Here is a 26448-nt window from a genome sequence, read left to right as displayed (position 1 = left end):
GGCTATTCGATATCCGTTATTCGGAGTCGGCTTCGAATGGGCCAGCGGCGGAAGGAATCAGGAGGACCGGCAGGGTCGATTGCCGCACGCAGCGCTCGGCCACGCTGCCAAGAATCAGCCGCTGGAAACCGCGCCGCCCGTGAGTGCCCATCACGATCAGGTCAGTGCCGTTGGTCTTTGCCGCGTTGAGCACGAGCGCGGGCACGTCGTCGAGCGAGGACGCCTCCGCGGTCAGCATCTCGCCCTGCACGCCGCGCTCGGCCAGCCGTTTGTTCATCTGCTCGGCGAGCTCCTTGCCCTGGGCAATCATCTGGTTGCGCAGGATGGACGGATCGTAGCCCGGGGCGTCGAAATACATCGGCGTGTTCTCGATCACGTAGAACGGTTGCAGTGTCGAACCCATCGTCTTCGCCAGTTCGAGCGCGGCGTCGAATGCGCGGCGCGACGTTTCGCTGCCGTCGACTGCGACCAGGATGCGTTTATACATGGAGCCTCCGTTTGAGTGGAACCGGAATGCGTGTGGCTTTGGGTTGACGTACGCCCGTGGCCTTGTGCTGCAATTATTGAACTTTGAAAAGCTTAATTGATTGTTCAGAAAGTTGCAGTGTCGCGGTATGAAAAGTGGAAGGTATAGGAAGGAAGATCAAGATTTTTGCGTCGGGGTGGGGCGTCTGGCCGGTTTCGAAGCACGCTGCCGTCACCAGTAGCCGGGCGCATTCCATCATTCGTCCGGTTGCGCGGGGCTCGCCGTCCCGCTATCTTTGCGTCTCTTTCGCACTTGCGCGCCGCAGCATTCCGATCCGTGACTTCCGCCCACACTCCCTTGCAGTTTCGCGACGCGCTATTGGCCATGCTCGGCATCGGCCTCGTCAACATGCTGGTCGCGCTCGATCAGACCGTCGTCAGCACCGCATTGCCGTCGATCGTCGCCGAGCTGCACGGCTTCCAGTACTACGCATGGATTGCGAGCGCGTATCTGCTGGCATCGGTCGTGACCGTGCCGGTGTTCGGCCGTCTGGGCGACTACTTCGGGCGCAAGCGCTTTGTGATCGCGGCGGTGATCGTGTTTACCGTCGCCTCGGCGCTGTGCGGGCTCGCCACGGATATGCGTTTTCTGGCAGTGGCGCGCGCGCTGCAAGGCGTGGGCGGCGGGATGATGGTGGGCACCGCGTTCGCCTCGATTCCCGATCTCTTTCCCGATCCGCGCGCGCGGGTGCGCTGGCAGGTGGTGATGGCGGCGGCCTACGGCATCGGCACGGCGGCGGGCCCTTCGCTGGGCGGCTGGCTCTCCGAGCATTTCGGTTGGCGCTCGACCTTCCTGGTGAATCTGCCGGTTGGGGCGCTGGCGCTCTATTTCATCTGGGCGCATCTGCCGGCCTACCGTCAAGCGCGCACGGGCGAGGTGCGCATCGACTGGACCGGCGCCGCGCTGGTCGCGATCGTGCTGGGCGCCTTCCAGACCGTGATCGAGGCCGTGCCGAAGGACGGCGTGACGCCGGGCAATCTCGCGTTGATCGCCATCGTGGCGGTTGGCGCCGTGGCGTTGCTGGCTTGCGAGCGGCGCGCGACACATCCGATTATTCCGCTCGACCTCTTTCGCGACGCTCAGTTGGTCACGCTGTTTACGCTCTCGACGCTCTCCGGCTTCGTGATGTTCTCGCTGATCTTTTTCGCGCCGCTGCTGCTGCAGGGCGGCTTCGGCCTCTCGCCCCAGGAGGCCGGCCTGCTGGCGACGCCGATCGCCGCGTGCATTGCGCTCGGCAGTCTCGTCAACACGCGCATCGTGATCCACCTGAAGAAGCCGACGGCCATTCTGACCGTTGGTTTTGGCCTGCTCGTGTGCGCTTCGGTGGGGCTCGCATTCGCCACGCGCACGACGCCGCATCTGTGGCTTGAGCTCGCAATGGCCGCAGTGGGCATCGGCCTCGGTTTCATTCTCAACAATCTCAACGTGTTCGGGCAGGAGATTGCCGGGCGCGAGCGCTTCGGCATCACGACGGCGCTGCTGCAATCCACGCGCATGGTGGGCGGCATGCTCGGGACGAGCATCGTCGCGACGATCGTGAACCATCGCTATGCCGGCGGCGTCGGCGACGCGCTCGCGGTGCTCGGCTCGCCAGGCGCTGCGCGCTGGCAGCCACAGCTTGCGGATCCGCGCGTACTGATCGATCCGGCGCTGCGCGGCGCTCTGACGGCACAAATGAAGGCGGCGGGACTCGACGGAGCGGCGCTGATCGAGGCGGTGCGGCACGTGCTGGTGGACGCCATCCATCTTGGCATCGGCCTGACCGGCTTCGCCGCGTTCGTGGCGGCGCTGAGCGTGCGCCGCATCGCGCATATCCGCTTCGGCCGTGCCGCAGCACCATCGGCGCCGGCGCGCGGGCCGGTGCAGGCGGAGTGACGGCGTTGCCGTCCAGGGCCCGTTACTTGCGTGCGCGGCTCGCCCGCTGCGGAGGGTTTCGGCCACCTTCGGCGCAATTCATCAGACAAAATCGTAAGCTGCCTGACATGTGCGCCGCGGGCCGTGGCGCAAGTTGCTGGATCGACAAGGGGGTGCGCGCGGCTTTCAGGCCGCGGCGGCCATCGGTCCGAACAGGGCGTTGCGGGTCTGCGGACTCACGGCGATTTCCAGCGCGACGGCGTTTTCCACGCCAATGCGAACGGGCGCGCCGAGCCGCGTGACGTCAATGCCGGTGCGGCGCAGCAGGCGCTCGATGGGCGTGGTGGTGACGGTCACATAGCGCGAGATGCCCATGCGGTCGGCAAACGAGACCAGTGCATGGATCGCGTGCATGGTGACATCGGCAAATCCGAACGCCTGGTCATTGCCCGACTCGATGGCAAAACGGCTGAGTTCCCAGATATGACGGCCCGCCGGCGCCGTATCTCCATGCAGCAGCTGCGGGAAGGTGTCGCGCAGCATGTTCGGGCCTTCGGTCGGCATCAGGCGCCAGCAGCCGCACACCTTGCCGTCGTTGCCCTGGATCAGCATGTAATGGGGCCCGAGCGCGTCGTACCCATCGATTTCCATCCCGGCGATGGTGGGAATATCCCAGCCCATGCGGTCGCGAAACACGCGTGCGCGCAGCCGGTACATCTCGTTGATATCCTCGTTGTCGAACTCCTGGCGCAGTCCGATCCGAATCGCAGCTTGCATGACAACTCTCCCGTGTACGTGTGGAGGGGCAGCGGTATGGATCGAAGCTATGCGTTATGAATATAAAAAAACACCTATCAAGATAGGTAGGTGCGCGGGGAGGGTCAGTTCTGGAGAATGGCTGGGCGGCAGTCACTCATCAGGCATATCTGACACAGCGAGAGTCAAAATGGAACTTCTGGACAATCATCAATGGCAGGCGGGCGTGAATTCCTCTCACGCTCACACTGGAGGGGACCTGTCGTCGGTAATCGACCGTGTCCTGATCATCGCGTATCGGAAGAAGAAGAAGGAAAGCCAGCGCCGCTTCTGGGCGCGGTTCGGCGTGACGCAATCGCGCGGCAGCCGGTTCGAGTCGGGCGCGGAGATTCCGCCGCCGGTATCGATCCTGCTGGGTCTGTACTTCAACAAGACGATTTCGGACGGCGATCTGGGCCGTGCCGAACGCGTGCTTCGGCGTCCGGAAACGCCGATGATGCTTAGCCCGGGTCAATAAGACCCATCTGGGTTGCAATCACGGCTGCCGCACGCCGTGAGTTCACGCCGAACTTCCCGCGAATGTTCTTCATGTGGAAGTTCACAACGGCCTCGGAGCAATTCAGGATGTGCGAAATTTCCCAGGTGGACTTGCCCAGCGCAGTCCACTTGAGGCATTCCTTTTCGCGCGGCGTGAGCTTGGGAATCAGGGACTGAGCATGATCGTTCAGGTGCCGCTGGCTCGTGTCGAGCACGAGATCCCGTAGCAACACGAGGTTCGGCAGCGCGCGGTCCACGTCCTGCCAGAACGAGTCCGACGGATTGGCGTCGTTGACGAAGCACAGCATGCCCGCCTCCTGGCGCGGGCCATGGATCGGCAGGGTAATGCCGGCGCGCAGCCCGTGTGAGCGGGCCTCTTCATACATCGATTGCTGCTGCTCGGTGGCAAACAGTTCAGGCGACCAGATGAGCGGGGCGGCACGCGTCGTGCAATGCGCGACGACCGGGTCGAAATACGCCATGCCGTGGTCGTTATACGCCTGCCGCCAGACGGAGGAATAGTTGGTCCGGATGAACGCGTCTTCGAGCCGCATGCCCGGGCGCGGCAGGATGGCCAGCATGACCTGGCCGAAACCCCATGAGGCGGCGAGCCGAGACACCGCCTCGAACCACGCCGAATCCTCGGGGGCGTCGAGCACGGATGACATCTGCTCAATGTAATGTAGAGGCACGTCAACACTCTCCATCGGCGGTGGGCCAGACCGCAGGCGGTGCCTGGGGCAGGCTGCCGCCTTGCTTCTTGTGATGTAACAATTTATCACTAAATTCCGAAAACATCGTCTTTTTCTCCCCACCGGAAAGGTTTTGCGCCAGGGATTGACCCGGCGCTTAGGGAGAAGTCTCGTACTTGTTCTGCACATGCAGAACAAAAGTGATGGTTTGTTGGCATAGCGCATCTAACGCGGACGTCGCACGGAATTGAGTTTTGGCATCTATTGCTCATTCCGGAAATGGCTTAATCCGAATCGGTAATAAAGCCGGGTAATTCATATCGCGCTAATTTGAAAGATTGTTAATACGATCGAATGCACTTTTGTGCATGCTAGTTAGGGCCGTTCGCGCGTCATTCAACGCGGCATTTGGTCCATTCCGGCCTGCGCGGTCTCACCGAACGGAAGAGGGTGTCGCGGTGTGCACGGCCGCAATCGGCCGCGCCTGGCGAGGCATGTTCGCCAGGCGTTCGATTGCATGTGCTGCGTGGGTCAAGGCTTGCGATGCAGTTCGACAACGCGCGTCGGCCGCATGTGGTTGATGGCGTAATGAATGCGTCCCGGACTGCGGCGCTGGCCCGGCTCGCGCGGGTCGGCGAGCTGCCAGTCGAAATCGTAGGGCATCTCCGGGTTGGTCATTCCCATATCGACGGCCTCGAAGCCAGTCCCGGCCGCGAACGGCATGCGATGCGCGAGGCCGCGGCTGTCGAAGCCCGCCAGACCGTCGAGGGCCTCCGGCATGCTGTTGTCGAGCGAGGCGTTGCTGGTGGTGACTTCGTCGGGGCCGATCAGGCCGTCTCCCGCGAGGCGTGCGGCTTCGCGGTTCTTGCCGTCGGTGTCGACCGTGCTGTCGTGGGTCCGGTCGTTATGCAGCTCGGCGCTGCGCCGGCGCGGCTCTTTGGCTTGCATTTCGCCGGGGCGGTTGTTGCGGTCGGAGTCGGTCATGGTGTGTCCTCCGTGGGAGAGCCAATGAAGAACTAGATGCACCAAAATTCAGCATGAGACGTTCCAAAACACTCGGTGCGAACCGTGAATCGGGCGGAATTGCAAGCCTGTGCACCAGGAGAACGCCTCCAGCAATCCAGCATTTTTTTCGTTGGATCGCCGTATTTACTGGGAGTATGATCCTCTTTCAACGAGTTGGCGCGCTTAAGAATTAACGGCATGAAGAATGGCCGGGCTGTGGCTTTGCCGCACGATCCTGTACGCGCCCACGAAAACGGACAAGGCAGTCAGGGGCGGATGAGACACATGCACTTCGACGCTGCATTCACGCATCGCGGCTATTTGCTTAATTGCGCACCGGCGCGCGCTGGCGACGGCACTTATCAACCTTATGTGGTGATCTCGCGCTCGAGCGACGGCGAACTCGTTGCCAATCGTTTTTTCCCAGCCGATTTGCGCTTTTCCGACGAAGCCGCTGCCATTGCGCATGCGCGCGACTGGGCGGTGCGCTGGATCGATGCGAGCAGCGTCACGCTCTGAGGCCTGGCGCGCAGCGCGCCGCCGTCCGGCTTTCAAGGGGCGCGCCGTCCGGCTTCCAGGGGACGCGCCGCTGGCGGGCTTGGGTCAAGGACCCATGAGCGCGCCTAAGGGCAACCAGGGCCGCCCGGGAGCGCCTGAGGGCACCTCGGCGCACTCTCGCGAAAAGCGGTAATCTCTGGGGTCGATACACTCCTCGGTGGCGCCCGCTGCCTCTGCCGCTTCATCATGTCAAATCCCGCTTCTCCCGATTGGGGCCTCGAACAGATCGTTGCCGACCTGCGCGCGTCGCGCGAAGAGCTCCACCGCACGCGCCATCCGCTCGGCATCCGCGAACTGCCCTCGCGCGATGGCGTGATCAATATCGTCGCCGGTCTGCGCGCCGCGCTGTTTCCCACGCACTACGGCGCCCCCGACCTGACTGACGAAAGCGTCGACTATTACGTCGGCCATACCCTCGAAAGCACCTTGCGCCTGCTTGCCGAGCAGATCCGCCGTGCGCTGCGCTTCCTGCCCGAGAATGCCGAAGCCGGCGACGAGGTGCTGCGCACGCGCGCCTTCGACATCGCCCGTGAGTTCGGTCACCAGTTGCCCGGCATTCGCGCACTGCTCGTGAGCGACATCCAGGCCGCTTTCACGGGCGACCCGGCCGCGCAGCACATCACCGAAATCCTGCTCTGCTATCCCGGTGTCTGGGCCATGACGCATCATCGGCTGGCGCATGCCTTGCATCGGCTCGGCGTGCCGCTGCTCGCGCGCTTCATCAACGAAATCGCGCATTCGGCAACGGGCATCGACATTCACCCGGGCGCGCAGATCGGCTCGAGCTTCTTCATCGACCATGGCACCGGCGTCGTGATCGGCGAGACGGCGATCATCGGCGAGCGCGTGCGCGTGTACCAGGCCGTGACGCTGGGCGCGAAGAGCTTCGCGGCCGATCTCGACGGCACGCTCGTGAAGGGCAATGCGCGTCATCCGATCGTCGAGGACGACGTGGTGATCTATGCCGGCGCAACCATTCTGGGCCGGGTGACGATCGGACGAGGCTCGGTGATCGGCGGCAATGTGTGGCTCACGCACAGCGTGCCGCCGGGCAGCAGCGTGCGCCAGGGCAAGATTCGCGAAATCGGCAGCGGCAACGAATCGGCTTGAGGCGCTGCGAGCGGTCCTGAGCGGCCGCGTTGTGGCGGTTGCCGCCGCGAGTGGCCTTCAGGGCGGTGCGCCCGGGCGCACCAGTGGCTGAACGGCCTGAGCGGTTGCGACCCGGCTCGGGCCGAACCTGAGGGCACGTTGCGGCGCGAGCTTCAGGTGTTGGGCACGCTCATCACACCGGGATTGCCGACGATGGAAAGAAATTCGCGGCGCGTGGACGGGTCGCTGCGGAACGTGCCGAGCATGCGCGACGTGACCATCGTGACGCCGGCCTTGTGCACGCCGCGCGTCGACATGCATTGATGCGCCGCTTCGAGAATCACGCCCACGCCCTTGGGCTGGAGCACCTCGTTGAGCGTGTCGGCGATCTGCGCGGTCATCTTCTCCTGAATCTGCAGGCGCTTGGCGAAGGCGTCGACGAGCCGCGCGAGCTTCGAAATGCCCACCACGCGATGCTCGGGCAGATACGCCACGTGCGCGCGGCCGATGATCGGCACCATGTGATGCTCGCAGTAGCTCTCGAAGCGGATGTCCTTCAGGACGATCATCTCGTCGTAGCCGTCCACTTCCGAGAAGGTGCGCGACAGAATCTCGCTTGGATCGTGATCGTAGCCCGCGAAGAATTCCTCATAGGCGCGCACGACGCGCGCGGGCGTATCGATCAGGCCTTCGCGTGCGGGGTCGTCGCCGGCCCAGCGCAGCAGCACGCGCACGGCGTCTTCCGCTTGCTCGCGCGATGGCCGGCCTGCGCCGCTTTTCGACTTTTTCTTGCGGGTCTTTTCTGCGTTCTTTTCGTCGGTCATGCATCGGCTCCTGTCATGTGGGCCACGCCGCTGCGACGCGCACCACGAACGCGCATTGTTTCATGAATCTTTAGTGCCCGCGCACGGCGGCGCGCGCTGCCACGGCTTGCGCCGCGGCATTCATCGCCCGGTTCATTTCGGCCATTCGTCCATTGCATCGTTGAAGAGCTCGGCAACCACGCTGCGCAGCCATTCTCCGCGCGGCGCATTATGGTACTTGCGGTGCCAGTGCTGCTTGAGGTCGAAGCGGGGCAAGGGCAGCGGCGGCTCCACCAGCGCGATCGATGCATGTTCCGATACGTAGGCGAAGCCGATTGCATGCGGGACGGTTGCAATCAGATCGGTGCGCGTGAGGATGAACGGCAGGCTCATGAAGTGAGGCGTCTCTAGCACGGCGCGCCGGTGCAGGCGCTTTTTCTCCAGAAAGCGTTCGAGCACTTCCTGGCTGCGGCCCTCGGCGCGCACGACGGCGTGCCCGAGTGCAAGAAATTGCTCGAGCGTCATGGGCTTGCCGGCGAGCGGGTGGTTGCTGCGCATCAGGCAGATGAACCGGTGCGTGAAAAGGCGCTGCTGAAAAAAGTTGTTGCCGCCGAGGTCGGGGAAGTAGCCGACGGCCAGATCGATGTCGCCTGATTCGAGTCCGCGTTCCACCTGGCTGTGCGGCAGCGAGACCGAGCGCAGATTGGCGTTGGGCGCCCGTTCGGCGAACACTTGCAAGAGGCGCGGCAGGAACACGATCTCGCCTACATCCGAAAGGGCGATCGAGAACGTATGCGTGCTGGTGGCCGGGTCGAAGTCTTGCGCTTCGAGCATGCCCTTTTCGATGCGGATGAGCGCGTCGCGCGCGGCCGGGATGAGGCCGAGTGCGCGCGGCGTGGGCTCCATGCCGCGCGAGGTGCGCACGAACAGCGGGTCGCCGAAATACTCGCGCAGCTTGCCGAGCGCCGTGCTCACGCGCGGCTGGCTCACGCCCAGGCGCTCGGCGGCGCGGCTCACGTTACGCGTTTCCTCCATCGCGACGAGGTAAGGGATCAGATTCAGGTCGAGATCTTGCATGGGAAAGACGCGCGCCGGCGGCAAGGTGCACTATGTTGAAACGCGATAAACAGTAGTGCATGAATTCGATTGCCTGATATTGGGGGATTTGCTCACTGTATCTCGCACGACGCGCATCGCCTGCAGTCCAATGCCTTGTCCAATGACAATGCACTAGATTTCCTCCGATGAATCCGCGTGCACTGGATTGCTGCCTCAGGAAGTCCCGCCTTGACAAGTGCGCATTTCGGCTCCGATAATGCGCTGGACGTTCGCTAAACGAATCAGTGTTCGTATATAGAACTTTTTTGCGATCGGGTGACGTGGACTTTCCGCGATGCGCATCGCTTTCAGGAACAGGCATGATCAACAAGATTTTTGATTCGCTTCAAGCCGCCGTCGCCGACGTGCACGACGGCGCCACGGTGATGATCGGCGGCTTCGGCACGGCCGGCATGCCGTCGGAACTGATCGACGCGCTGATCGCGCAGGGTGCGCGCGAGCTCACGATCGTGAACAACAACGCAGGCAACGGCGACACCGGTCTCGCCGCGCTGCTCAAGGCCAAGCGGGTGCGCAAGATCATCTGCTCGTTCCCGCGCCAGAGCGACTCGTATGTGTTCGACGCGCTCTACCGCGCCGGCGAAATCGAGCTCGAGCTCGTGCCGCAGGGCAATCTGGCCGAGCGCATTCGCGCGGCGGGCGCTGGCATCGGCGGCTTCTTCACGCCCACGGGCTACGCCACGAAGCTGGCCGAAGGCAAGGAAACGCGCCTGATCGATGGCCGCCACTACGTGCTGGAGTCGCCGTTGCACGCCGACTTTGCGCTCATCAAGGCCTACAAGGGCGATCGCTGGGGCAACCTGGTCTATCGCAAGACGGCGCGCAACTTCGGCCCGATCATGGCGAGCGCGGCGAAGGTCGCCATCGCCCAGGTTACTCAGGTCGTGCCGCTCGGCGAGCTCGACCCGGAAAACATCGTGACGCCCGGCATTTTCGTGCAGCGCGTCGTTGAAGTGCCGCAGCCGGCGCATCTGGCGCTGCAAGCCGGCCAGGCTGCCTGAGTTACGGAGTCAAGAAATGAAACGGTTGAATCGCGACGAAATGGCTCAACGCGTGGCTCAGGACATTCCTGAGGGCGCCTATGTGAATCTCGGCATTGGCGTGCCGACGCTGGTGGCCAACCACCTCGATCCGAGCAAAGAAATCTTCCTGCACAGTGAGAACGGCCTGCTCGGCATGGGCCCGGCGCCGGCGCCCGGCCAGGAAGACGACGAACTCATCAACGCAGGCAAGCAGTTCGTGACGCTGCTCACGGGCGGCGCGTTCTTCCATCACGCGGACTCGTTCGCGATGATGCGCGGCGGCCACCTCGACTATTGCGTGCTCGGCGCGTTCCAGGTCTCCGTGAAGGGCGACCTCGCGAACTGGCACACCGGCGCGCCTGATGCGATTCCGGCAGTGGGCGGCGCAATGGACCTCGCGCTCGGCGCGAAGCAAGTGTTCGTCATGATGGAACTGCTCACGAAGCAGGGCGAAAGCAAGCTCGTGAGCGAGTGTTCGTATCCGGTGACGGGCGTGGGCTGTGTGGGCCGTGTCTACACCGACATCGCCGCGTTCGACGTGACGCCGGAAGGCCTCGCCGTGCGCGAGATCTATTCGGACATCGACTTCGACGCGCTGCAAAAGCTGGCCGGCGTGCCGCTGATCGACGCAACGCAGAATCGCCGCGCGGCTTAAACTGCTGCAACGCGCTCATCGCATGAACACCCGCGTGGCGCGGCGTCCGGCTGAACGGTAGCCGGGCGCCGCGCCATCTGTGTTTGCGCGTATCTCCACTCGATTCATCCCGATCCATGATTGAACGCCTGACGAGCCTGATCTGCGGCACCGAGCCGATGAATGCCGTGTGGTCTCCCGCGGCCACGCTGCAGCGCATGCTCGACGTGGAAGCGGCGCTGGCGCGGGCGTCGGCGGCGCATGGCGTGATTCCGCAGTCCGCCGTCGCGGCGATCGTCGCGACCTGCGCTGCGGACCGGCTCGACGCCGAAGCACTTGCGCGCGATGCCGCGTTGGGCGGCAATCTGGCGATTCCGCTCGTCAAGCAACTGACCGCGCGCGTGAAGGCTGCCGATCCCGAAGCCGCGAAATATGTGCATTGGGGCGCGACGAGCCAGGACATCATCGATACGGCCACGGTGCTGCAATTGCGCGACGCGCTTGCGCTGATCGAAAGCGGTATCGACGCCACCTGCGCGAAGCTCGCCGACCTCGCGCGCACGCATCGCGCGACGCCCGCGGTCGGGCGCACCTGGCTGCAGCAAGCGCTGCCGATCACGCTCGGCCTGAAATTCGCGCAATGGCTCGATGCGATGCTGCGTCACCGCGAGCGCTTGGCGGCGTTGCGCGAGCGCGCGCTGGTGCTGCAATTCGGCGGTGCGGCGGGCACGCTCGCGAGCCTGCGCGAGGCGGCGCCGAAGGTGAGTGCGGAACTCGCGAAGGCGCTCGGCCTTGCCGCTCCCGCGCTGCCCTGGCATACGCAGCGCGACCGCATTGCCGAGGCCGCCTCGTTCTTCGGCATGCTGATCGGCACGCTCGGCAAGATCGCGCGCGATATCTCGCTGCAGATGCAAACCGAGATCGGCGAACTGGGCGAGCCTGCTGCGGCAGGCAAGGGCGGTTCTTCGACAATGCCGCACAAGCGCAATCCGGTCGGTTGCGCAGCAGTCCTGACTGCCGCCACGCGCGCGCCGGGCCTCGTCGCCACCGTTTTCGCGGGCATGGTGCAGGAGCACGAGCGTGCGCTCGGCGGCTGGCAGGCCGAATGGGATGCGCTGCCGGAGCTCGCGCGTCTCGCGGGCGGCGCGCTCGCACAGATCGAGCAGATCGCGGGCGGCCTCGAAGTGCGGCCCGAGCGTCTCGCGGCCAGCCTGAACGTCACGCATGGCCTGATTCTCGGCGAGGCCGTGATGCTCGCGCTCGGCGACCGAATCGGTCGGCTGGACGCGCATCATCTCGTTGAGCACGCATCGAAAACGGCGGTGCAAACGGGGCGCACGCTTTACGACGTGCTCGCAGCCGACCCCGCCGTCACACAACATCTGGACGACGCGCGCCTGAAGGCGCTGCTCGATCCCGCCAACTACGTGGGTGAGGCGCACGCTTTTGTCGACGCGGTACTCGCGTCGTATGGCGAGCGCGCCTCCCATTCTTCATCGCAGACTCATCAGGAGTAACCGCATGCCTCATGCAGCCGTCAACGACACGCAACTGTTCTACCGCATCGACGGTGCGCAGAACGCCACGGCCCCGTGGCTCGTTCTGTCGAATTCGCTCGGCAGCGACGTGTCGATGTGGACGCCCCAGCTCGCCGCATTCTCGAAGCATTTCCGCGTGCTGCGCTACGACACGCGCGGTCACGGTCACTCGGCGGCGCCGGCCGGCCCGTACACCATCGAGCAACTGACCGGCGACGTGATCGGCCTGCTCGATCACCTCGGCATCGAGCGCGCGCATTTCGCGGGTGTCTCGATGGGCGGCCTGACCGGCGTGGGCCTCGGCGCGCGCTTTGGCAGCCGCATCGGGCGCCTCGCGCTGTGCAACACGGCCGCGAAGATCGGCACGCCCGAAGTGTGGGTGCCGCGCGCGGCGAAGGCGCGCAATGAAGGCATGCTCGCGCTCGCCGACGCGGTGCTGCCGCGCTGGTACACGGCCGAATTCATGGCGAACAATCCGCTCGTGATCGACCAGGCGCGCGACGTGTTCGTGCATACCGACAAGGACGGCTATGCTTCGAACTGCGAAGCGATCAATGCTGCCGATCTGCGTGGCGAGGCCGCGTCGATCAAGGCGCCCACGCTGGTGATCTCGGGCACCCACGACCTGGCCGCCACGCCCGCGCAGGGCCGCGAGCTGGCGCAATCGGTGCCGGGCGCGCGCTACGTCGAATTGAACGCTGCGCACATCTCGAACGTCGAGCTGGCGGACGAGTTCAACCAGACCGTGCTGGGCTTCCTGCTGGAGTCGAAATGAACGAAGACGAACGCTACGAAGCGGGCATGAAAGTGCGCCGCGCGGTGCTGGGCGACGCGCACGTCGACCGCTCGATCGCGAACCGCACCGAGCTGACCGAGGAATTCCAGACGCTCATCTCGCGCTACGCGTGGGGCGAGATCTGGACGCGCGAGGGTTTGCCGCGCCACACGCGCAGCCTGCTCACGATCGCCATGATGGTGGCGCTCAATCGCAGCGAGGAGCTTGCGCTCCATTTGCGCGCCGCGAAGAACAACGGCGTGACGCGCGACGAGATCAAGGAAGTCTTGCTGCAGACGGCCATCTACTGCGGCGTGCCCGCAGCCAATTCGGCGTTCCATCTCGCCGATCGCATCTTCCGCGAGGAAGACACCGCGCCGTCGGGCGACGCGCAGGGCTAATCCTGCGCAACGGGGCGCGCGCAACGTGCGCCCCGGCTTACCCGTTTACTCTTCGGCATTGAGCTCAGCCACGTAGCGGCGCAGGACGGCCAGCACGGCGGCGTCTTCGGCGCGGCTCGCTTCGTCGCTGGCCGAGCCCGCATCGTCTTCTTCGCCCAATAGCGCGGCCGGCGCCGCGAACGTGTCGACTGCGCGGCCGTCGCGGAACACACGGATCTCATGCGTCGACGCGAGATATTCCGCTACCCAGTGGACGCCTTCGATATGCGCGCCCATACGGATCGGTGTCTTCATGGCCCTTCCTCCCGCCGCCGTCTGCGAGCGGCATCGCAGTGTCGATAAACCAACGATACGCCGATGCCGCGCGCCGTGCGCGTGTCGTGATCGCCGGGCCAGGCACGGGAAAAAGCAAACTGAAAGATACGGGCGAAAAAAAGCGGCCCGCGAACATGCTGCCGCGGGCCGCCTGGCTGTCTTCTCACCTCATTGCGCCGCGCGCGAGGGCGCGGCGCAATGAGCGGGGTGCGTGAGCGATAGCCCCAGGGTTACTGCACCTTCGCCAGCACGTCGCGCACCGTGCCGAACAGACGCTCGATCTCTTCCTCGGTGACGATGAGCGGCGGCGAGAACGCGAGTATGTCGCCCGTGAAGCGGATCAGCACGCCCGCCTCGAAGCACTTGACGAACACCTCATAGGCGCGCGCGCCCGGCGCGCCATCGCGCGAATCGAGCTCGATGCCCGCGACGAGGCCGAGATTGCGGACATCCTTCACATGCTTCGCGTCGCGCAGCGCGTGGGCTGCGGCTTCGAACTTCGGCGCGAGGCTATGGGCGCGCTCGAAGAGGCCTTCGCGGCGATACAGGTCCTGCGTCGCGATCAAGGCCGCGGCGGCGAGCGGGTGCGCCGAATACGTATAGCCGTGGAACAGCTCGATTGCGCCCGGCGCACCGCTATTCACCACCGTGTCGTGGATCGTCCGGCTCACGGCCACGCCGCCCATCGGCACGGCCGCATTGTTGATCGCCTTCGCCATCGTGATGATGTCCGGCGTCACGCCGAAATATTCGCTCGCCGTAGCCTTGCCGAGGCGGCCGAAGCCCGTGATCACCTCGTCGAAGATCAGCACGATGCCGTGCTTCGTGCAGATCTCGCGCAGGCGCTGCAGATAGCCTTGCGGCGGGATCAGCACGCCGGTCGAGCCCGCCACCGGCTCCACGATGACGGCCGCGATGGTCGAGGCGTCATGCAGGGCGACGATGCGCTCGAGGTCCTCGGCGAGATGCGCGCCCCAGGCCGGCTGGCCCTTCGAAAACGCGTTGTGCTCGAGGTTGTGCGTGTGCGGCAGATGATCGACGGCGGGCAGGAGCTGGCCCGAGAACGCCTTGCGGTTTCCGCCGATGCCGCCGACCGAAATGCCGCCGAAGCCCACGCCGTGATAGCCGCGCTCGCGGCCGATGAGCTTGGTGCGCTGGCCTTCGCCGCGTGAGCGGTGGTAGGCGAGGGCGATCTTGAGCGCCGTGTCGACGGACTCCGAGCCCGAGTTCGTGAAGAAGATGCGGTCGAGCCCAGCGGGCATGATGTCCGCGATCTTGCGCGCCGCCTCGAAGGCGAGCGGGTGACCCATCTGGAAGGTGGGGGCGAAGTCGAGCGAGGCGGCCTGCTGCGCGATGGCGGCGACGATCTCTTCGCGCGCATGGCCGGCGTTCACGCACCACAGACCCGCGCTGCCGTCGAGCACGTCGCGGCCGTCGCTCGTGCGGTAGTACATGCCCTTGGCCGATTCGAGCAGGCGCGGCGCGGCCTTGAACTGACGGTTGGCCGTGAACGGCATCCAGAACGACGAAAGATCGTCGATGACGGGGCGCGAAGTCATGGGATTGCTCCTCCTTGGTGGTTTCGAAGACTGTAGCCCCCGGGCTTGAACGGCGGCATATACAGTCTCTATACTGCGCTGATAACCGTGCTGGACAATTTGACGCAACTGTATTGGTCTGCGTGCGCTGGAGCAGCTGGAGCGGCTAAGCCGAAACTCGCGAACCCACGCATGCGCCATCCACTTTTCCCATGATCGAACTTGAACTGGAACGCGGCCGCGGCGCCTCCACGACGCTCGTCGAGCAGATCGTGCGCGGCTTCGCGCACGCGATCGAGGCGAACTCGCTGCGCACCGGCGCGCTGCTGCCCTCGGTGCGGCAGCTCGCGCAGTCGCACGCGCTCTCCACCTATACGGTGACCGAGGCATACAACCGGCTCGTCTCGATGGGGCTCGTGGTGGCGCGCCGCGGCTCGGGCTACCGCGTGGCGCCGCGCGAGTCCGCGCCGCGCCCGAGCGCGGCGGTCTGGCAGCCGCCCACGCTCACCGCCACCTGGCTGCTCTCGGACGTGTTCGCGGACCACTCCGTGCCGATCAAGGCGGGCTGCGGCTGGATGCCGAGCGAGTGGATCAACGAGACGGGCCTGCATCACGCGCTGCGTGCGACGAGCCGCGTGCCCGCGGTGCGGCTGGGCGACTATGGGCATCCGTACGGCTTCGCGCCGCTGCGCGAGCGCATCGCCGCACAGCTGGACCGCCAGGGCCTGCCGGTGGAGGTCGGCAACGTGCTGCTCACGCAGGGCGCGACCCAGGGGCTCGACCTGATCGTGCGCACGCTGCTGCGTCCCGGCGATGCGGTGCTGGTGGAGGACCCGGGCTACTGCAACCTGCTGCAGATCCTCAAGCTCGCCGGGCTCGCGGTGCATGGCGTGCCGCGCACGCCGGCCGGGCTCGACCTCGACGTGCTCGAGCAGCAGGTGGCCGCACATCGGCCCAAGGCGATCTTCGTGAACACGACGCTGCAAAATCCCACCGGCGCGACCTACACGATGGCGAATGCGTTTCGCCTGTTGCAGATTGCCGAGCGCGAGCGCATGTGGGTGGTGGAGGACGACGTGAGCCGCGAGCTCGCGCCGCCCGGTGCGCCGCTCCTGGCCGCGATGGAAGGGCTGCAGCGCGTGCTCTACGTGGGCGGATTCTCGAAGACGGTGACGCCGTCGCTGCGCTGCGGTTATGTGGTGGCCGAGCGCGACGTGCTGCGCGAGCTCGCGCGCGCCAAGATGGCGGTGGGGCTCACATCGTCGGAGACGATCGAGCGGATCGTCGACAAGGTGTTGCTCGAAGGGCGCTATGCGCGTCACGTCGAGATCGTCAACGAGCGCCTGAAGGCCGCGCATGCCACGCTGGAGGATCGTCTCGATGCGCTGGGCCTCGAGCCGTTCTGCCGGCCGCGCGCGGGGCTTTTCGTGTGGGTACGTTTGCCCGTGGAGGCCGCGCGTGCCGGCGCAATCGCCACGGCGGCGCTGGCCGACGGCATCTGGCTCGCGCCCGGCTCCTATTTCCGGACCGACGACGCGGCCAGCGCCTGGTTCCGCTTCAACGCGCCGTATTCGCTTAGCGATGCGCTGTGGCGGTTCATCGAGCGGGTCGGCGGCCGGGCGTCATGAAGCGCGGCTTTCCCGCGCGCCACACCAGGCGCTAGATCGTTCCGTACAGCGCGCGCGGCCGGTCGCGCAGCGTGCGCGCCAGAATCTGCAGCGCGCGCGCCAGTTGCTCGCGCGAACTCGCGCAGGCGAGATTGATCCGCACGCCGTGCTCGATGGTCGAGCGATCGACGGCGAACGCCGAAGCGGGCATCGTGCTCACGCCGCGCGCCTGCGCGTTGGCGGCGAAGTCGTCCGAGCGCCACGGCTCGGGCACGCGCAGCCAGACGAACATGCACGCAGGGTCGCTGTTGAGCAGCTCCTGCGGCAGCAATTCGCGCGCGAGCGCCTGGCGCGCTTCCAGCTCCACGCGCTGCGCCTCCAGAATGACCTGGGCGGTGCCGTCCTCGATCCAGCGTGTGGCGATGAGCGTCGAGAGCGGCGCGGGCATCCACGCCGTCGTGCGCACGGCCTCGGCGGCCAGCGCGGCGCCGTGCGGCGGCGTCAGCAGATAGCCGATGCGCAGGCCCGGCGCCAGGATCTTCGACGTGGAAGCGATGTGGAAGGTCAGCTCGGGGCACAGGCTCGCGATGGTCGGCAGGCGCTTGCGCAGGAGCGGCCCGTAGACGTCGTCTTCGATGATGGCCACGTGATGCCGCCGCGCGATCTCCGCGAGCGCGAGCCTGCGTTCGAGGCTCATCGTGACGACGCTCGGGTTCTGCAGATTCGGCACGGTGAAGATGGCCTTCACGCGCATGCGCCGGCACGCGTCTTCCAGATGCTCGGGCAAGAGGCCGTCGGCGTCGCTCGGGATGCCGATGAGCTCGAACTGGAACGCGGGTGCGAGCGCCTTGAGGCCGTAGTAGGTGAGCTTGTCCGAGAGGATCACGCCTTCGTGGCCCATCAGACTGCTCAGGACTGCGTATAGCCCGTGCTGCGCGCCGCTCGTCACGACGAGATTCTCCGGCGAGGGCGTGAACCCTGGCGCGGCGATCCACCTGGCGCCGGCCGCGCGCGCCCATTCCGCGCCTTGGGGCGGTTGGTACTCCTGTGTTTCGGCAAAGCGCGGGTCGCGCGCAATGACGGCCATGGTGCGCGCGAGCTGCGCGAGAAATTCGCCGGTCGCGGGGCGGTTGACGGTCAGGTCGATCACGCCGCTCGCGGCCTCGCCCGGCGCCTGCGCGTTGCGCTGCGCGCTCGTCTGCACGGCTGGCATCGCGCCGCCGGTCACGATCGAGCCGCGCCGCTTGCTCGCGACGATCAGTCCGCGCGCCTGCAGCTCCTTGTAGGCGCGCGAAACCGTCGACACGTTGATGCCCAGCTCGATCGCCAGATCGCGTTGCGGCGGCAGCCGGCTGCCCGGCGGGTACTGCCCGCTGCGGACCTGCTCCTCCAGATTGCGCGACACCTCGAGATAGGTGGCCTGGCGTCCTTTTGTATGGCTATTGCCGTCAGATTTTGTCTGGTTTTCGTCCACTTTCATTCAAGTAATAACTCCATACAAAACTCGGTCTCCTGCCACGGCAAACCGGTGCTTCAGGCTCGCCGCACAACGGTCTTGCTGCATCTTAAACCCAATAAGCTGCTGTATGGCAAGAGATTTGCCAGACTTCCGCCGCGTATATGCGTTTCTCTCCAGGGAAATTCCTGGTCTCCACACAAAGACTTTTAATTTGCACACAAAAAATTATTGTGTGAGTATGAGTCCACGGTTTTGTTTGGACACTGATGCGGCGCAACCCGCACTGTAGTACATGAGGAGATGCTCGTGGCAATTCAGCAACCCACGTCGCCGTCCGGCGAACAATCCACCCACCTCGGGCATTCGCTGCGCAAGCGGCACGTGACCATGATCTCGCTCGGCGGGATCATCGGCGCGGGGCTGTTTGTCGGCAGCAGCGCGACCATCAGCGCCATGGGACCGGCGGCATGCTTGAGCTACCTGCTCGCGGGCATCGTCGTGCTGTTCGTGATGCGCATGCTCGGCGAGATGGCGCTCGCGCATCCGGGCGTGGGCTCGTTCACCGAGTTCACGCGCCTCGGTCTCGGCGACTGGGCCGGCTTCACGAACGGCTGGCTCTACTGGTACTTCTGGGTGATCGTGGTCGCGGTGGAGGCGGTGGCGGGCGCTGGCATCCTGCAGCGCTGGATACCGGCGCCGGTCTGGGTGATCGGGCTCGTGCTGCTCTCGGTGATGACGGCGGTGAACCTGTTGTCCGTCAAATCGTATGGCGAATTCGAGTACTGGTTCGCGTCGATCAAGGTCGCGGCCATCATCGTCTTCATCGTGGTGGGCGCGAGCTATCTGTTCGGCTACAGCTCTTGGCACCAGACCGCCGCGCATCTCGCGGGCGACCGCGGCTTCCTGCCGTTCGGCGCCATGTCGATCTTCGCGGGCGTGCCCACGGTGATCTTCGCGGTGGGCGGCGCGGAAATCGCCACCATCGCGGCGGCCGAATCGGATGACCCCAGCCGCAACGTGGCCTCGATGACGCGCTCGGTCATCCTGCGCGTCATCACGTTCTACGTGGGCTCGCTCTTCGTGATCGCGTGCATCGTGCCGTGGGCGCAAATCAAGGTCGGCTACTCGCCGTTCGTGGCCGCGCTCGAAACAATGCACATCCCCGGCGCCGCCGACATGATGAATGCGATCGTGCTCGTTGCCGTGCTCTCGGCGCTCAACTCGGGCCTGTACGTTTCCTCGCGCATCGTGTTCCGTCTCGCCGAGCGCGGCGACGCGCCTCACGCGCTGCTCAAGCTCTCGCGCACGCGCGTGCCGCGCCTCGCGGTGCTCGCAAGCAGCGTGGTGGGCTATGTGGCCATCATTGCGGCCATCGTCTCGCCGCAGGGTGTATTCCTCTACCTCGTGAACGCGTCGGGCGCGGTGATGCTGTTCGTCTATCTCTCGATTGCCGTTTCGCAGATCGTTCTGCGCCGCCGTCTCGAGGCGCAGCAACCCGAGCGGCTCACGCTGAAGATGTGGCTGTTTCCCTGGCTATCCTGGGCAGTGGTGGCGGCGATCGCAGGCGTGCTGATCGCGATGGGCTTCGACCGCTCGCTTTCCAGCCAACTGATGGCGAGCCTGGCGAGTCTCGCGGTGGTCTCGCTTGCATACGTGCTGACCCGCAGCAAGCGCCGTGCACAGACGCGCCGCGCGCACTCGCATGGCTTCGGCGAACCTGCAACGAACTGGAAGAAGTAATGGCTCGAGTGGCTGTCATCGGCGCCGGATTCGTGGGACTCTCGTGCGCGTACTGGCTCATGCGCGACGGGCACAGCGTCACGCTGTTCGACGCGCTGGGCCCGGGCGAGGGCGCCTCGTACGGCAATGCGGGCACGTTCGCGAACTACGCGTGCATCCCCGTCAACAACCCGGACGTGTTCCGCAATCTGCCACGCTTCCTGTTCTCCGCAACGAGCCCGTTGCGGATCCGCTGGCGCGATACGCCCACGCTCGCGCCCTGGCTCGCGCGCTTTTTACTGGCCGCCACGTCGCGCCGTTACGAGTGGAGCGCGAAGGCGCTCGCGCAAATGCTCTCGCGCGCGTTCGAGGGCTATCGCGAGATGCTCTCGGCTAACGGGCTGGCCGCCTTCGTGCGCGAACGCGAATGTCTGTACCTGTATTCGAGCAAGACGTCGTTCGAGGCGGCACAGCCGTCGCTGGCGCTGCGCCGCTCGCTCGGCGTGCAGTTCGACACGCTGGAGCGCGCTGCGATCGGCGAACTCGAACCGGGCCTCGCACCGCTTTTCGAGCGCGGCACGTTGTTCGGCGGAAGCTGGTTCCTGAGCGATCCGCGCGGATTTTTGCGGGTGCTGCACGCCTCGCTGCTCGAGCGCGGCATGCAATACCGGCAGGTGGATGTCGCGTCGGTTGCACCGGACGCGCGTGCAGTCAGGCTGATCGATACCGCGGGCGCCGCGCACGAGGCCGAGCGCGCGATCGTCTGCGCGGGCTCGCGCTCGGGGCGCTTCGCGCGGCAATGCGGCGACGCCGTGCCGCTCGGCACGGAGCGTGGCTATCACGTGCGTTTTCCGGGCACGTCCAGCCTGATCTCGCGGCCCTGCGGCTGGGCCGAGCGCGGTTTTTACATGACGCCGATGGAGGGCGGCATCCGCGCGGCAGGCACCGTCGAGCTGGCCCGCCACGAAGCAGGCAAGAACGCCGACCTGCTCAAGCTGCTCACACAGTCGGCGCAAGCGGCGCTGCCCGGCTTGCCCGAACCGGACAGCGACTGGCTCGGCTTTCGCCCGAGCCTGCCGGACGGCCTGCCGGTCGTGGGTCCGGCGAGCCGCTCGCCGAATGTGATCTACGCGTTCGGCCACCAGCATCTGGGCGTGACGCTCGGCGGCGTCACGGGCAGCGTGGTCGCCGACCTCGTTGCCGGCCGCGAGAGTGCGCTCGATCTCGCGCCCTATAGTCCCAGGCGTTTTTAATCAGCGTAACTAACGATTGTCTTCAACCACCGCTATAGTCTTCAGAAGAGGATGAGCATCATGAACCGTCGCACTTTGATCATCACGATGGCCCTTGGGCTGATGTGTGCGCACGTCTCGTCGTACGCGGCCGATCCGGAAGTCGTCAAGATCGGCTTCGCGGGGCCGCTGACCGGCCCGGTTGCGCGCGTCGGCAAGGATCTGCAATTTGGCGCGCAGCTCGCGCTGGACGAGGAGAACGCGAAACACCCCACCATCGGCGGCAAGCCCGTCAAGTTCGTGCTTGACGTGCAGGACGATCAGGCCGACCCGCGCATCGCGATCCAGGTCGCGCAAAAGCTCGTGGACGACGGCGTGGTCGGCGTGGTCGGCCACTACAACTCCGGCTGCAGCATTCCGGCTTCGGCTGTCTATCACAAGGCGGACGTCGCGATGATCACGCCGGGCTCGACCAATCCGGCGCTCACCCAGCAGGGCTTCGCGAACGTCTTTCGCACCATGGGCAACGACGGCATCGGCGGCGTGATCGCCGGGCGCTTCGCCGTGGATCAGCTCAAGGCGAAACGCATCGGCATCATCGACGACCGCACCGCGTTCGGCCAGGGGCTCGCCGATGCGTTCGAAAAAGGCGCGAAGGAGGCCAACGGCAATATCGTCGACCGCGAGTTCACCAACGACAAGGCCGTGGATTTCCGCGCGATTCTCACGACGCTCAAGCAGAAGAACGTCGACATGATCTTCTTCGGCGGTCTGGACGAGCAGGGCGCGATGCTCGCCAAGCAGATGCGCTCGCTCGGCATGCAGGCGCACCTGTTCGGCGCCGGGGCACTCAAGAGCAATGCCTTCCTGCAGATTGCCGGCGCGGCGGGCGAGGGCACCCAAGATCTGGAGCCCGGCCCCGCGCTCGACAAGCTGCCGGCGGCGCAGGCCTTCGCGAAGCGCTACAAGGCGCGCTTCAATCAGGATGTCGAACTGTATGCGCCGTTCGCCTATGACGCGGCGCTCGCCATGATCAAGGCGATCGAGGACGCCAACTCGCTCGACCGCGCGAAGATCGTCGCGAGCTTCCCTAAGGTCACCGTGACGGGCGTGACCGGCAATATCGCGTTCGATCCGCACGGCGATCTGATCAAGCCGCCCTACACGCTGTTCGAGGTCCAGCAGGGGCAGTGGAAGAGCCTGCGCACCGTGGGCGGCAACGGCGGGGTCTAAACGTGGGCTGAGCGTGGGCTGAGCGCGGGGCGGCCGGGCGCGGGCCGCCTTTAGCGCTGCAGCAAATGCGCGAACAATGGATACATCGACGCGACCAGCGCCAGCGCCATGGCGACATTGAACGTGCGCAGGCGGCGCGGATCGTCGAGAAAGCGGCGCATGCCGGTGCCGAACGCGGCCCACACGCAGATGCACGGCAGCCCGATCACATAGAACAGCGCGGCCATCACGACGGTGTTGACGCCGAAGTCCGCCGAGAGGCGAATCGTGGTGGCCGCGGTGAGCACCATCATCCACGCCTTCGGGTTGATCCACTGGAACGCGATGGCTTCGTGAAAGCGCATGGGGCGGCGCTCGCCGCTCCTCGCCTTGATCATGCCCGAGGTGCCGATCTTCCACGCGAGCCACAGCAGATAGGCGACGCTCGCGGCCTCGAGCGCCGTGTAGAGCCAGGGCGCGTGCCGGAAGACTTCGCCGAGGCCGAATCCTACCGAGAGCATGAGCACGACGACGCCCGCGCTGATGCCGAGGATGTGCGGCACTGTGCGCTTGAAACCGAAGTTGACGCCGGAGGCGAGCAGCATCGTGTTATTGGGGCCGGGCGTGATCGTCGTGACGACCACGAAGAGCATGCCGGCGGGCAGGGCGCTGAGCATTTCGGGCAGCATGGTGCGGTGGCTCCAGGGAAAGGGCGGCGATCGGTGAAGATCGCCGCCGATAGGCTGGCAGCCAGTTTAGCCGCGGAAATCGGTACAGTACCGGTACAGATGTGCGCACGAAAACCGGTACGGAAAGACTGCGGCTGCGGGGGATTGGCCGATGGTATGCCGCAACTTCGTCATGACGAGCTCGCAGCAGGGACAATCGACCATCGCGCAAAGTTAGCGACTACGGTTGCGGCCAGGGACATTGCGTTGGCGTGCCTTGTGCGATCACCAGCGCCGTGGCGGCTTTCATCGTGTGACGTCCTGCTGGCACGACATTGCAGAACTGGTCGTACCAACTGCCGGATGCCGCCGCGGGAATCGTCACGGCTTGAGAGGCGACTGAACAACTCGTGCCGTTGTACTGGCACACCGGATTCATGTAAACCCAGCCGTTGGAATACTGTCGCGAACACACGCCCGCATTAGCACCATTGACCCATCCACACACGCCGGTCGGTGTGGCCGCATAGGGATTGACGGCGGGCGGCGGCGCAATGGGCTCGCCAATTGGCAGCGCGGGAAGACCGGAGATGTTCAGCGTGACCGTCGTGGCGCTGGCAGTCGCCGGCGTGCTCAGCGTAAGCGTTGTGCCGGATACGGCGGCGATGGACGTATTCGCCGCGATACCCGCGCCCGTTACATTGAGGCCCACGGACACACTTCTCGACGACGACAGCCCAGTCACTACCGGGCTACCTGCACTACTCGTGCCGGTAACGGTTACATCGACATAACCGCCCATCGACGGCGGATACGATTCAACCGCCCTCGACGAGATTTTCCCCGCGCCAAGAAAATTTTGAGCGCTTTGTGTCGTCAGCAAAGTCCAGGCCGTAACGTAGGCTTCTTCGGCCTTCGTGATGCTGCTCGTGTCATGCCCGTTCAGGTAGCTAACCGCAGCGTAGAACTTCTGCGTTACGTTCTCCGCGTTGTAAAGGTTCGCCTCGAACAGATCGTCGATCATAAACCCGTTGTACCAGCTATTCTCCGCGCTGATCCCTTGCTGCTGCGGAACGTTCTCTACGATGATCCCACTCACCGCGTTTGCCGCTGCAACGAAATTCGCCCCCCCTTGATATGAGAGGTTCGCGATCGTGGCGAGTCCAGCAGCCTTCGCCTGCGCGCTGATGTACTTCAGGTACGCGAGATTCGCCGCAGTCCATTTGGAATCGCTGGCAGACGCATACTGAGCAACGAACGTCCCGCCACATGCGGGCCGCAATTTGGCTGGACACGGCGCACGAGTTCCGGTGTAGTGCCCAACCTGGTAAATTGAGTCATTGCGAATGTTTTGTGTGCTGACATTGTCGAGCGATAGCGCCTGATAGCCGCCCGCTTTGGCAGCCATCGAGTGGAACATGTACTGCTGGACGTCCGGGTTCGAGATATCGACGACAGGGTAGTCCGTGTGACCGAACTCGTACATGACATTCCTGTCCGAGCCGTACGCGATCCAGTCTGGATGGTTGTAGTAGAGCCAACCGAGCGGCGTCGCGTCGTATCCGCTCGCCCCGCTCCATCCGGATGGAATGGTGTCCAACCTGTAGGCCGGCGCATAGGACATTGAGTAGACGCCAGGTTGCGGGCCCCATCCTGAGGACCACATGGCGCCGACCCGACCAACGAGCGCTTGTTGCGCCGCTTCGGATGTTGGCCCAAAAACCTGGAGAAAGTTGATTGGACGGTTCTGGTCTGCAATCGAAACCGGCAGAGCCGATTGATCGCTGCTTTCTTCCGAAGGTGGCGGAGCCGACGGCGATGGCGTTGACGCATTTGTACCGCTATCGTTTGAATTCCCCCCTCCGCATCCGGCAACAACTAAGCATAACAAAACAAGTGCATAGCATTGCCTCGGCACGTGAACGCTGCCACCAGGACGGTCCTTGTTTATGATTCTGATGTTCACTACTCCCCCCAATGTCTAGTCTTGCGAGTTGTAAATTCGTTTTACCAGGCTTGATAATTTCTTCGACCGGCTTGTTCCAGACGAACGGCCCAGGATTCGTGTTAGTGACGTCGATGTCATTCGTGTTCGTGCTTTACCAAACATTACTAACGGGCAGCAATTTATTCAATGAATTTCGATCTCGCGATACGAATAACATGGCGCGAAGACAGAACACGAACCATAACGTTCTACACGATATGACAACCATGTGCTAACAATTCCGGCTTTAGTGTGAGGTTGGCCGGTAGAAACATGAGAATGTCTGAATCAATATAGTCGACTTCGGTAAGATGACTGTTCTCTCCGTTTCGGCAACCACCCTCGGAATAGCCGGAACGAGTTGTGCCGACGCATTACGCGTCGGCACTTTTTTCGTTTTTGCGTACCGGAGTGAAATCAAGTCAATGGAGTAGCGTCATTTGCGTCATGTCGCTACAGTCGAAGACCGAGCAATCTTCTGTTCGACTGTCTGATTGCATCAGTACAGGCCTGATCCGTGCTTCTGTCGCGAAAAATCTATTTGAATCGTTATGCGCATGTGTATTGCATGATTAGCGTACGGGGCTAACGACATCGGTCTATAGACATGTTCAACGTGGCTATCGTGCAAAATAGTGCTCGCTGAATCGGCTAGCGTGGTGGGCTGAGCAGCCACGCGATTCACTCATCCGGCGCCCGGCATTGCACCCAGCCAGGCATTGGCGCCTGACTTGCTGGTCCAACCGGCTCGTTGTCAACGTCCTCAATGCGATCGACGAAATGCATGCGCAATCAGCCAATGCTTTGTGGCAGGAACGCGCCGAACTCGGTCAGCACGCAAGGCATGAAGGGGCGACTTGCCGCTTCGCAGATTGCTTCGGCATCGAGGACATCGTTCTCTAAATGAACGCCTCCGTCGCGACGGCGCACGGTTCCAGATTCTCAAACCAGTTTTCGCGGCGATCGCGCGTAGTCGCCTTTCGGACGACGGCATGATCGGCACCGTCGACGGCGTGGATCTGCAAGACGTTCTTCGCCAGATCAACCCCAACACAAGCAATCTTGTCCAGGACGCCTCCATCGTGGAACGTCGCGTCGCTCCGGTCATGAGGGCACCGGGCGGTGCCCTCGCTGCAATCGGAGCGGACCGTATCAGCCTGGATCATGGACGCGACCGGGGCCGGGAATCATGTGAGGCCTGGCTGGCCAACCCCACCTATACGTGCCAGGAATCTGGCCGCCTCGATTTTCATGCCCGATGGTTCAACACGGACGGTTAGCCCTGTCTGATGGGCATCGGGCTTGGAGGCACTCCGACATTGGACGATCGGTTGCGGATGTGACGCGAGTCGTAACCCTGATTTTCCGCCAAATTATTGCGCATAAGCGCCATTTTTATGTT

25 protein-coding genes are annotated in these 26448 nt (G+C 64.4%); 14 read left to right on the top strand and 11 right to left on the bottom strand.

Annotated features, from left to right (window positions below; translation table 11 throughout):
* Positions 1 to 16: 16 nt before the first annotated feature.
* A complete protein-coding gene (locus EYW47_RS34220) occupies positions 17 to 487 on the bottom strand; it encodes a universal stress protein (RefSeq protein ID WP_133199239.1) in 471 nt (156 codons plus the stop codon).
* A 363-nt stretch (positions 488 to 850) separates the two neighbouring features.
* Between EYW47_RS34220 and EYW47_RS34215 the strand changes: the two genes are divergently transcribed.
* Positions 851 to 2401, top strand: coding sequence for an MFS transporter (locus EYW47_RS34215; RefSeq protein WP_133199262.1), 1551 nt, complete (start codon positions 851 to 853; stop codon positions 2399 to 2401).
* A gap of 165 nt (positions 2402 to 2566) precedes the next feature.
* On the opposite strand, the gene EYW47_RS34210 is transcribed toward EYW47_RS34215, so the two are convergent.
* Positions 2567 to 3157 carry an acyl-homoserine-lactone synthase gene (locus EYW47_RS34210; RefSeq protein ID WP_133199238.1) on the bottom strand — a complete coding sequence of 197 codons (591 nt, stop codon included), beginning with the start codon at positions 3155 to 3157 and terminating at the stop codon, positions 2567 to 2569.
* Positions 3158 to 3326: 169 nt separating this feature from the next.
* On the opposite strand from EYW47_RS34210, the gene EYW47_RS34205 reads away from it, so the two are divergent.
* The gene (locus tag EYW47_RS34205) at positions 3327 to 3653 is read left to right on the top strand and encodes a helix-turn-helix domain-containing protein (RefSeq protein ID WP_133199237.1); all 327 of its coding nucleotides are present in this window, start codon (positions 3327 to 3329) and stop codon (positions 3651 to 3653) included.
* Here EYW47_RS34205 and EYW47_RS34200 read toward each other — a convergent pair.
* Both EYW47_RS34200 and EYW47_RS34195 read right to left on the bottom strand, forming a co-directional pair.
* Positions 3637 to 4341, bottom strand: coding sequence for a helix-turn-helix transcriptional regulator (locus EYW47_RS34200; protein ID WP_028222779.1), 705 nt, complete (start codon positions 4339 to 4341; stop codon positions 3637 to 3639). The two genes, EYW47_RS34205 and EYW47_RS34200, sit on opposite strands and share 17 nt — an antisense overlap.
* Before the next feature lie 555 nt (positions 4342 to 4896).
* The gene (locus EYW47_RS34195; protein ID WP_377785316.1) at positions 4897 to 5313 is read right to left on the bottom strand and encodes a DUF3005 domain-containing protein; all 417 of its coding nucleotides are present in this window, start codon (positions 5311 to 5313) and stop codon (positions 4897 to 4899) included.
* Between the two features lie 342 nt (positions 5314 to 5655).
* Between EYW47_RS34195 and EYW47_RS34190 the strand changes: the two genes are divergently transcribed.
* Both EYW47_RS34190 and epsC read left to right on the top strand, forming a co-directional pair.
* Entirely contained in the window at positions 5656 to 5889 is a 234-nt protein-coding gene (locus EYW47_RS34190; RefSeq protein WP_028222781.1) for a hypothetical protein, read from the top strand.
* A gap of 225 nt (positions 5890 to 6114) precedes the next feature.
* Positions 6115 to 7038 carry a serine O-acetyltransferase EpsC gene (gene epsC / locus EYW47_RS34185; protein ID WP_133199235.1) on the top strand — a complete coding sequence of 308 codons (924 nt, stop codon included), beginning with the start codon at positions 6115 to 6117 and terminating at the stop codon, positions 7036 to 7038.
* Positions 7039 to 7190: 152 nt separating this feature from the next.
* On the opposite strand, the gene folE is transcribed toward epsC, so the two are convergent.
* Together folE and EYW47_RS34175 are read right to left on the bottom strand one after the other, a co-directional pair.
* Positions 7191 to 7841, bottom strand: a complete 651-nt coding sequence (gene folE / locus EYW47_RS34180; protein WP_133199234.1) for a GTP cyclohydrolase I FolE — start codon at positions 7839 to 7841, stop codon at positions 7191 to 7193.
* A 132-nt stretch (positions 7842 to 7973) separates the two neighbouring features.
* The gene (locus EYW47_RS34175; protein WP_133199233.1) at positions 7974 to 8897 is read right to left on the bottom strand and encodes a LysR family transcriptional regulator; all 924 of its coding nucleotides are present in this window, start codon (positions 8895 to 8897) and stop codon (positions 7974 to 7976) included.
* Between the two features lie 341 nt (positions 8898 to 9238).
* Here EYW47_RS34175 and EYW47_RS34170 point away from each other — a divergent pair, with 341 nt between their 5' ends.
* The 5 genes from EYW47_RS34170 (at position 9239) to pcaC (ending at position 13309) form a co-directional block, all read left to right on the top strand.
* The gene (locus EYW47_RS34170; protein ID WP_133199232.1) at positions 9239 to 9940 is read left to right on the top strand and encodes a 3-oxoacid CoA-transferase subunit A; all 702 of its coding nucleotides are present in this window, start codon (positions 9239 to 9241) and stop codon (positions 9938 to 9940) included.
* A gap of 16 nt (positions 9941 to 9956) precedes the next feature.
* Complete coding sequence (locus tag EYW47_RS34165) at positions 9957 to 10616, top strand: 3-oxoacid CoA-transferase subunit B (protein WP_133199231.1); 660 nt, start codon at positions 9957 to 9959, stop codon at positions 10614 to 10616.
* Positions 10617 to 10732: 116 nt separating this feature from the next.
* Positions 10733 to 12112 carry a 3-carboxy-cis,cis-muconate cycloisomerase gene (locus EYW47_RS34160; RefSeq protein WP_133199230.1) on the top strand — a complete coding sequence of 460 codons (1380 nt, stop codon included), beginning with the start codon at positions 10733 to 10735 and terminating at the stop codon, positions 12110 to 12112.
* A 4-nt stretch (positions 12113 to 12116) separates the two neighbouring features.
* Positions 12117 to 12908 carry a 3-oxoadipate enol-lactonase gene (gene pcaD / locus EYW47_RS34155; RefSeq protein WP_133199229.1) on the top strand — a complete coding sequence of 264 codons (792 nt, stop codon included), beginning with the start codon at positions 12117 to 12119 and terminating at the stop codon, positions 12906 to 12908.
* Positions 12905 to 13309: a 4-carboxymuconolactone decarboxylase gene (pcaC, locus tag EYW47_RS34150; protein WP_133199228.1), complete on the top strand. Its 405-nt coding sequence runs from the start codon at positions 12905 to 12907 to the stop codon at positions 13307 to 13309. The genes pcaD and pcaC overlap by 4 nt, the downstream gene beginning before the upstream one ends.
* 45 nt (positions 13310 to 13354) lie before the next feature.
* On the opposite strand, the gene EYW47_RS34145 is transcribed toward pcaC, so the two are convergent.
* Complete coding sequence (locus tag EYW47_RS34145; RefSeq protein WP_133199227.1) at positions 13355 to 13603, bottom strand: hypothetical protein; 249 nt, start codon at positions 13601 to 13603, stop codon at positions 13355 to 13357.
* 251 nt (positions 13604 to 13854) lie between these two features.
* Positions 13855 to 15183 (bottom strand): omega-aminotransferase AptA, encoded by a 1329-nt coding sequence (gene aptA, locus EYW47_RS34140; protein WP_133199226.1) that lies wholly within the window; start codon positions 15181 to 15183, stop codon positions 13855 to 13857.
* Positions 15184 to 15374: 191 nt separating this feature from the next.
* Here aptA and EYW47_RS34135 point away from each other — a divergent pair, with 191 nt between their 5' ends.
* Positions 15375 to 16790: an aminotransferase-like domain-containing protein gene (locus EYW47_RS34135; RefSeq protein WP_133199225.1), complete on the top strand. Its 1416-nt coding sequence runs from the start codon at positions 15375 to 15377 to the stop codon at positions 16788 to 16790.
* A 31-nt stretch (positions 16791 to 16821) separates the two neighbouring features.
* On the opposite strand, the gene EYW47_RS34130 is transcribed toward EYW47_RS34135, so the two are convergent.
* Positions 16822 to 18249, bottom strand: a complete 1428-nt coding sequence (locus EYW47_RS34130; protein WP_133199224.1) for an aminotransferase-like domain-containing protein — start codon at positions 18247 to 18249, stop codon at positions 16822 to 16824.
* A gap of 366 nt (positions 18250 to 18615) precedes the next feature.
* On the opposite strand from EYW47_RS34130, the gene EYW47_RS34125 reads away from it, so the two are divergent.
* Genes EYW47_RS34125 through EYW47_RS34115 form a run of 3 tightly spaced genes read left to right on the top strand, consistent with a single transcriptional unit; the run spans position 18616 to position 22412 of the window.
* Positions 18616 to 19968, top strand: coding sequence for an amino acid permease (locus EYW47_RS34125; protein ID WP_240764039.1), 1353 nt, complete (start codon positions 18616 to 18618; stop codon positions 19966 to 19968).
* Positions 19968 to 21200: an NAD(P)/FAD-dependent oxidoreductase gene (locus EYW47_RS34120; RefSeq protein WP_133199222.1), complete on the top strand. Its 1233-nt coding sequence runs from the start codon at positions 19968 to 19970 to the stop codon at positions 21198 to 21200. Before EYW47_RS34125 ends, EYW47_RS34120 begins: the two co-directional genes overlap by 1 nt.
* A 60-nt stretch (positions 21201 to 21260) precedes the next feature.
* Positions 21261 to 22412: a branched-chain amino acid ABC transporter substrate-binding protein gene (locus EYW47_RS34115; protein WP_133199221.1), complete on the top strand. Its 1152-nt coding sequence runs from the start codon at positions 21261 to 21263 to the stop codon at positions 22410 to 22412.
* A gap of 50 nt (positions 22413 to 22462) precedes the next feature.
* Here EYW47_RS34115 and EYW47_RS34110 read toward each other — a convergent pair whose 3' ends face one another.
* On the bottom strand, positions 22463 to 23080 hold the full coding sequence (locus tag EYW47_RS34110) for a LysE family translocator (RefSeq protein ID WP_133199220.1): 618 nt from the start codon (positions 23078 to 23080) through the stop codon (positions 22463 to 22465).
* Positions 23081 to 23300: 220 nt separating this feature from the next.
* Positions 23301 to 24683 carry an alpha-galactosidase gene (locus EYW47_RS34105; protein ID WP_133199219.1) on the bottom strand — a complete coding sequence of 461 codons (1383 nt, stop codon included), beginning with the start codon at positions 24681 to 24683 and terminating at the stop codon, positions 23301 to 23303.
* Between the two features lie 1355 nt (positions 24684 to 26038).
* Between EYW47_RS34105 and EYW47_RS34100 the strand changes: the two genes are divergently transcribed.
* On the top strand, positions 26039 to 26326 hold the full coding sequence (locus EYW47_RS34100; RefSeq protein WP_133199218.1) for a hypothetical protein: 288 nt from the start codon (positions 26039 to 26041) through the stop codon (positions 26324 to 26326).
* The last annotated feature ends 122 nt before the right edge of the window (positions 26327 to 26448 follow it).

Source organism: Paraburkholderia silviterrae, from assembly GCF_004353915.1.
Taxonomy (GTDB): domain Bacteria; phylum Pseudomonadota; class Gammaproteobacteria; order Burkholderiales; family Burkholderiaceae; genus Paraburkholderia; species Paraburkholderia silviterrae.
Note: the sequence above shows the minus strand (reverse complement) of the source record. Positions and strands in the feature narration are given on the sequence as shown.